The following is a 6,956-nucleotide window of genomic DNA, read 5'->3' as shown; positions in this document are numbered from 1 at the left end:
TCCAGCGCGCGCGGCGCGGGGGGGGCCGCTCGCCGATTATATCCCCCCCGCGGGCGTGGGGGGGGCGGCGCGCGCGCCCGCCCCCCGCCGCCCGCCCCCCCCCCCCCCCCCAATTCCCGCGGTTCCAGGATTTCGACGCCGGGGCCGAGCGCTGTGAGCTGGCCGAGCGCGATTTCGCGGCTTTCCAGCGCGAGTTCGGCCTCGGCCCAGCCGTCTTCGCCGGGTTCGCCGAGCGAGACGACGGTTTCGGCGACGTACTCGGCGCGGAACACCCGGCGCAGCCCGTGCACGGCGTCGCGGTTCAGCCGGACCCGAACCCGGACCGGCCGCGCGACCACCTCGAACTTCGCCGAGGACTCGCGCCACCACCCGGCCAGATCGAAGGCCGCCGGGCGCTCGAAGCGTTCCTCGATGTCGGTGACCGACGTCATCCGGGAGACGCGGTAGGTGCGCAGGGCGTCATCGGCGGGGACACGCGCGACGAGGTACCAGGTGCCCGCCTTCAACACGAGCCCGAGCGGTTCCAGCACGCGCTCGGCGAGTTTGTCCCGACGCCGATACCGCACGTCGAGCCGATGCTGCGCCCACACCGCGCGGGCGATCGTGGCGAGCTCGGCCGCGTCGTCTTCCGCACGGAACCAGCCTGGCGCGTCGAGATGGAACCGGCCTGCGACGCGTTCGGCCTGCTCACGCAGTTCCCCCGGCATACTCGCGGACACCTTCGCGTGCGCGGCCGACACCGCGGTGCCCAGCCCGAGCCCGGCCAGCGCCTCCGGAACGCCGAGTGCGAACAGCGCGACGGCCTCCCGTGCGGTGAGCCCGTCCAGCCGGGCCCGCCAGCCGTCGACGAGCCGGAAGCCGCCGTGCCGCCCCGGCTCCGTCCACAGTGGAACCCCGGCGTCGCGCAGCGCGGCGAGGTCACGGTGCATGGTGCGCTCGGAGACGCCGAGTTCCTCCGCCAGCTCCGCCGCCGTCGCGCTCCGCCTGCGCTGCAACGTGAACAGCAGCGCCACCAGCCTCTCCGCCTTCATGCCCCTACCCAACCGCAAAAGTCCGTGGGGGCCTCCCCGAGGGAGCACAAGTCCCTCAAGGAGGCCCCCACGGACCGTCGCAGAGTTACCGGTTGGCGCGGTTCACGGCCGAGACGACCGCGCGCAGCGACGCCGTCACGATCGACGGGTCCACGCCGACGCCCCAGAACACGCGGTCGGAGATGGCGCATTCGATGTACGACGCCGCTCGCGCGTCGTCGCCCGGCGAGAGCGTGTGCTCGCTGTAGTCCATCAGCCGCAGGTCGAAGCCCACAGTGGACAGTGCGTCGAAGAACGCCGCGATCGGCCCGTTCCCGGTACCGGAGATCTCGTGCTCGTCACCTTCGACCCGAACCTTCGCGACGAGGGAGTACTCACCGCCGCCGTTGTCGGTGACCCGCTGCGAGACCAGCTCCAGCGGCGTCCGCGGCTCCAGGTACTCGGCCGAGAACGCGTTCCACATCGTCGTCGGGTCGACCTCGCCGCCCTCGGAGTCGGTGTGCCGCTGGATGATCTTCGAGAACTCGATCTGCAGTCGCCGCGGCAGATCCAGCTGGTGCTCGGACTTCATGATGTAGGCGACGCCGCCCTTGCCGGACTGCGAGTTCACCCGGATCACGGCCTCGTACGTGCGGCCGACGTCCTTCGGGTCGATCGGCAGGTACGGGACCTCCCACGGGTACTCGTCGATCGGGACGCCCTGCTTGTCCGCGGCGTCCTTCAACGCGTCGAGGCCCTTGTTGATCGCGTCCTGGTGCGAGCCGGAGAACGCGGTGAACACCAGGTCGCCGCCCCACGGGCTGCGCTCGTGCACCGGCAGCTGGTTGCAGTACTCGACCGTCCGCTTGATCTCGTCCATGTCGGAGAAGTCGATCTGCGGGTCGATGCCCTGGCTGTACAGGTTCATGCCCAGCGCGACCAGGTCGACGTTGCCGGTGCGCTCGCCGTTGCCGAACAGGCAGCCCTCGATCCGGTCCGCCCCGGCCTGGTACCCCAGTTCGGCGGCGGCGATGCCGGTGCCGCGGTCGTTGTGCGGGTGCAGCGACAGGATCACGCTGTCGCGGCGCTCCAGGTTCCGGCTCATCCACTCGATCGAGTCGGCGTAGACGTTCGGGGTGGCCATCTCGACGGTCGCCGGCAGGTTCAGGATCACCGGCTTCTCCGGCGTGGGCTGCCAGATCTCGGTGACCGCGTTGCACACCTCGGCCGCGTACGACAGCTCGGTGCCGGTGTAGGACTCCGGCGAGTACTGGAAGCGGAAGTCGGTGTCGGAGTACTTCTGCGCGTACTCGACCACCAGGTCGGCGGCCTGCGTCGCGATCTTCTTGATGCCCTCGCGCTCCTCGCGGAACACGACGCGACGCTGCAGGATCGACGTCGAGTTGTAGATGTGCACGATCGCGCGCGGCGCGCCCTCCAGTGCCTGGAAGGTGCGCTCGATCAGCTCGGGACGGCACTGGGTCAGCACCTGGATGTGCACGTCGTCCGGGATCGCGCCCTCTTCGATGATCTCGCGGACGAAGTCGAAGTCGGTTTGCGAGGCCGCCGGGAAACCGACCTCGATCTCCTTGTAGCCCATGCGGACGAGCAGGTCGAAGAACTTGCGCTTGCGCGCGGGCGACATCGGGTCGATCAGGGCCTGGTTGCCGTCACGCAGGTCGACGGCGCACCACAGCGGCGCGCGTTCGATGCGCTTGTCCGGCCAGGTGCGGTCCGGCAGGTCGATGTCCTCGACCAGGCGGTACCACGGACGGTAGCGATGGACGGGCATCGACGTCCCGCGCTGGGTGTTCCAGACGGCCTGATCGGCGGGCGCCGGCCGGGAAGGCTTGCGTACGCGGCTGCTGGTGATACGAGGGTCGGGCGTGCTCATGAGAGGTGCTTCTCCTGAAAGGTCGGTCCGGTCGACCGGCGGCACAACGAAGCCCCGCGACAGGGAGCCGGTCCGGTCAGGCCCCGTCGCGGCACCGAAGCAGGAGAGCACGCGCCACGACGTCACCATAACCCACGGGACGCGCCGAACGGGAGGGCCGGTCGCAATACAACTGTTACGAGGAGGCCGCCATCCGTGTTACCAGCGGGTAGCGAATGGGGTAGTGACGTGCCAGACTGCCGTGCATGGGTGAACACGCTGAGTCGGCCGACGAGAGCCAGGCGAAGCCGCGAGTCGAGGTCGACTGGCGCAAGGCCCGCGAGCGGACCGCGTCGATCGTCGCGAGCATCGTGCGGTGGCTCGGCCTCATCTTCGCCGCGCTGCTCGTGCTGCACGTGATCTTCGTGGTCGGCGAGGCCAACCCGATGAACGGCATCGTCTCGTTCACCCGCGGCTGGGCCGACAGCCTGTCACTCGGGTTCAAGGACCTCTTCGAGCCGAGCGACGCCAAGCTCCGCGTGCTGGTGAACTACGGCATCGCCGCGGTGTTCTGGCTCGTCGTCTCGGCCATCCTGGCCAAGATCATCCGCCGCATCGGCGGCAGCGGCTCCTGACACGCTTCCCGATGCGCTGACGTGGCACCGGGCGAGCTGCCCAGTGCCACGTCGTCCGTCATCGCGCGGTGCGCCGCTGGTTCTTGAGGACGCTTGCATTCCCGTAGGTCGAGTTAAAGAATCCGGCCTGTTTCCTTAAATCTCAAGGGTGTAATTCAAACTCCCGCCAGTACGGCTCAGAGTGCGGCTTCGCCCCAGGTGCCGGCGTAGGCGAACTCCGACAGCGGGACGCGCCGTCGCGGTGCCAGCTCGCGCTGGACGCTGCGTTCGTCGCCGAGCACCGCCGCGTCGGCGGGCGAGCCGACGGCGATGGCGACCTTCGGCACCGCGTCGGCGGGCAGCGCGAAGGACTCGCGAACGGCGTCCGCGGAGAACCCGGCCATCTGGTGCGCGATGAGCCCCGAGGACACCGCCTGGAGCACGAGGTTCTGGCTCGCCAGGCCCAGCCCGTACTCGGCGTAGGGGACTTCGCCCTTCTCGTTCGTGGTGACCATCACGCCGATCAGCAGCAGGCCGGCGCGATGTGCCCAGGCCTGGTTCCCGGAGTTCAGCGTGGCCAGGATCCGCTTGTACGTCTCGTCGCCGCGCAGGCCGACGAGGTAGCGGGCGGGCTGGGTGTTGCCGAACGACGGTGCCCAGCGCGCGGCCTCGAGCAACGCGGTGACCTGTTCGGCGGACACGGTGGCCGACTCGTCGTAGGCGCGGGGGCTCCAGCGTTCGGCAATGATCGGCTCGATCGGGAGAATTGTCTCGGCGGGCTTACGCATACCGCCGAAGGTAGCAAGGAGTGCTCTCCGTCACTCGAACGGAAGGACTCCCGGTATTTCGTTGGTGTTAAGGAATTTTTACTTCCGAATGGCGTCCGGCGAGTGGCCGGCACCACTTACGAGGGTGGCGAGCTGGGCCGACCCCGGTAGGCTTTCGCCCAAAGTAAGGGACGCGGGGGCTCATCGATGCCCATCGGTGGAGCCTCCCGGCCCGTCGAGGAGGTTCGGGCGTGGCCCTCGTGGTCCAGAAGTACGGCGGTTCGTCGCTGGAGAGTGCCGACCGGATCAAGCGCGTAGCGGAACGGATTGTCGCCACGAAGAAGGCGGGCAACGACGTGGTCGTGGTCTGCTCGGCGATGGGTGACACCACCGACGAGTTGCTCGATCTGGCCCAGCAGGTCAATCCGGCCCCGCCGGAGCGGGAGATGGACATGCTGCTCACCGCGGGTGAGCGCATTTCCAACGCGCTGGTCGCCATGGCGATTTCGGCGCACGGCGCCGAAGCCTGGTCGTTCACCGGTTCGCAGGCCGGCGTCGTGACGACGTCGGTGCACGGCAACGCGCGCATCATCGACGTCACCCCGAGCCGGGTCACCGAGGCGCTCGACCAGGGCTACATCGCGCTGGTCGCCGGGTTCCAGGGCGTCGCGCAGGACACCAAGGACATCACCACGCTCGGCCGCGGCGGCTCAGACACCACCGCCGTCGCGCTCGCCGCGGCGCTGAACGCCGACGTCTGCGAGATCTATTCCGATGTGGACGGTGTGTATTCGGCCGACCCGCGGATCGTGCCGAACGCGCGGAAACTGGAATCCATTCCGTACGAGGAAATGCTCGAACTCGCGGCGAGCGGATCGAAGATCCTGCACCTGCGTTCGGTCGAGTACGCGCGCCGCTACGGCGTCCCCATCCGAGTCCGTTCTTCCTACAGCGACAAGCCGGGTACCACCGTGACCGGCTCTATCGAGGAGATCCCCGTGGAACAAGCCTTGATCACCGGCGTGGCGCACGACCGCTCGGAGGCCAAGATCACGGTCACCGGCGTGCCGGACCACGCGGGTGCCGCCGCCCGGATCTTCCGGGTCGTCGCGGACGCCGAGATCGACATCGACATGGTGCTGCAGAACGTGTCCAGCACGGTGTCCGGGCGCACCGACATCACGTTCACCCTCTCCAAGGCCAACGGCGCCCACGCCGTCAAGGAACTGGAGAAGATCAAGGACGAAATCGGCTTCGAGTCGGTTCTGTACGACGACCACGTCGGCAAGGTTTCGCTTGTCGGCGCGGGAATGCGCTCGCACCCCGGTGTCACCGCGACGTTCTGCGAGGCACTGGCCAATTCGGGCGTGAACATCGAAATCATCAACACCTCCGAAATCCGGATCTCGGTGCTGATCCGGGACGCGCAGCTCGACGACGCGGTGCGCGCGATCCACGAAGCATTCGAACTCGGCGGCGACGAAGAAGCCGTCGTATACGCGGGGAGTGGTCGCTGATGGCAGGACTTCGGGTAGGCGTGGTCGGCGCGACCGGCCAGGTCGGTGCGGTGATGCGGCGGTTGCTGGCGGAGCGGGACTTCCCGGTCGCCGAGATCCGCTACTTCGCCTCGGCGCGTTCGGCGGGGTCGAAGCTGCCGTGGCGCGATGGCGAGGTCGTCGTCGAGGACGCGGCGACGGCGGATCCGTCCGGTTTGGACATCGCGTTGTTCTCGGCAGGCGGTTCGACGTCGCGGGCGCAGGCGCCGCGGTTCGCCGAGGCCGGCGTCACGGTCATCGACAACTCCTCCGCGTGGCGCATGGATCCCGACGTGCCGCTGGTCGTCAGCGAGGTCAACCCGCAGGCGGTGAAGGAGGCACACAAGGGGATCATCGCGAACCCCAACTGCACCACGATGGCCGCGATGCCGGTGCTCAAGCCGCTGCACGACGAGGCGGGGCTGGTCCGGTTGGTCACCAGCACCTACCAGGCGGTGTCCGGCAGCGGGCTCGCCGGCGTCGACGAGCTGGCCGGTCAGGTCAACGCGGTCGCGGCGCGGGCGGCGGAGCTGACCCACGACGGCGCGGCGGTGGACTTCCCGGCGCCCGCCAAGTACGTGCGGCCCATCGCCTTCAACGTGCTCCCGATGGCTGGGTCCATTGTGGACGATGGCTCGCTCGAGACCGACGAGGAACAGAAGCTGCGCAACGAGAGCCGCAAGATCCTGAGCATTCCCGAGCTGCGGGTGTCCGGGACCTGCGTGCGCGTGCCGGTGTTCTCCGGGCACTCGCTCGCGATCAACGCCGAGTTCGCCCAGCCGCTTTCCCCCGCTCGTGCGACGGAGCTGCTTTCGAGCGCTCCCGGCGTCGTGCTGACCGACGTGCCGACCCCGTTGCAGGCGGCGGGTCAGGACCCGAGCTACGTCGGCCGGATCCGCGTCGATCCCGGTGTCGACGACGGGCGCGGCCTCGCGCTGTTCGTCAGCAACGACAACCTGCGCAAGGGTGCCGCGCTCAACGCGGTCCAGATCGCCGAACTCATCGCCGCCCAGCACTGACCGCGGGCGTGAGCTGAAGGGGACTTTCCTCGCATGCCATGCGAGGTAATTACCCTTCAGTGGCGGTGTCGATCAGTAAATACCCTTCACCGGCGGGCGGGGTGGGGGCAGGCCAGGTTCCGCGTGGTCAGGTAAATC

The 6,956-nt window shown here is 68.7% G+C and carries 6 protein-coding genes; 3 read left to right on the top strand and 3 right to left on the bottom strand.

Going from position 1 to position 6,956, the window contains the following annotated elements; translation table 11 throughout:
- Positions 1 to 1,031: helix-turn-helix transcriptional regulator (locus ACFWY9_RS02760; protein ID WP_378337993.1), on the bottom strand; the 1,031-nt coding region annotated here is incomplete at its 3' end.
- 85 nt (positions 1,032 to 1,116) lie between these two features.
- A complete protein-coding gene (gene leuA / locus ACFWY9_RS02755) occupies positions 1,117 to 2,904 on the bottom strand; it encodes a 2-isopropylmalate synthase (protein WP_378331656.1) in 1,788 nt (595 codons plus the stop codon).
- A gap of 245 nt (positions 2,905 to 3,149) precedes the next feature.
- Between leuA and ACFWY9_RS02750 the strand changes: the two genes are divergently transcribed.
- Positions 3,150 to 3,518, top strand: coding sequence for a hypothetical protein (locus ACFWY9_RS02750; RefSeq protein ID WP_378331655.1), 369 nt, complete (start codon positions 3,150 to 3,152; stop codon positions 3,516 to 3,518).
- A gap of 176 nt (positions 3,519 to 3,694) precedes the next feature.
- Here ACFWY9_RS02750 and ACFWY9_RS02745 read toward each other — a convergent pair whose 3' ends face one another.
- Complete coding sequence (locus ACFWY9_RS02745) at positions 3,695 to 4,285, bottom strand: nitroreductase family protein (protein WP_378331654.1); 591 nt, start codon at positions 4,283 to 4,285, stop codon at positions 3,695 to 3,697.
- Between the two features lie 230 nt (positions 4,286 to 4,515).
- Between ACFWY9_RS02745 and ACFWY9_RS02740 the strand changes: the two genes are divergently transcribed.
- Both ACFWY9_RS02740 and ACFWY9_RS02735 read left to right on the top strand, forming a co-directional pair.
- Positions 4,516 to 5,781 (top strand): aspartate kinase, encoded by a 1,266-nt coding sequence (locus ACFWY9_RS02740; RefSeq protein WP_378331653.1) that lies wholly within the window; start codon positions 4,516 to 4,518, stop codon positions 5,779 to 5,781.
- On the top strand, positions 5,781 to 6,818 hold the full coding sequence (locus ACFWY9_RS02735) for an aspartate-semialdehyde dehydrogenase (RefSeq protein ID WP_378331652.1): 1,038 nt from the start codon (positions 5,781 to 5,783) through the stop codon (positions 6,816 to 6,818). The genes ACFWY9_RS02740 and ACFWY9_RS02735 overlap by 1 nt, the downstream gene beginning before the upstream one ends.
- Positions 6,819 to 6,956: the final 138 nt, after the last annotated feature.

Source organism: Amycolatopsis sp. NPDC059027 (genome assembly GCF_042739735.1).
Taxonomy (GTDB): domain Bacteria; phylum Actinomycetota; class Actinomycetes; order Mycobacteriales; family Pseudonocardiaceae; genus Amycolatopsis.
The sequence above is the reverse complement of the archived record's forward strand: the minus strand, read 5'-3'. Positions and strand labels throughout refer to the sequence as shown.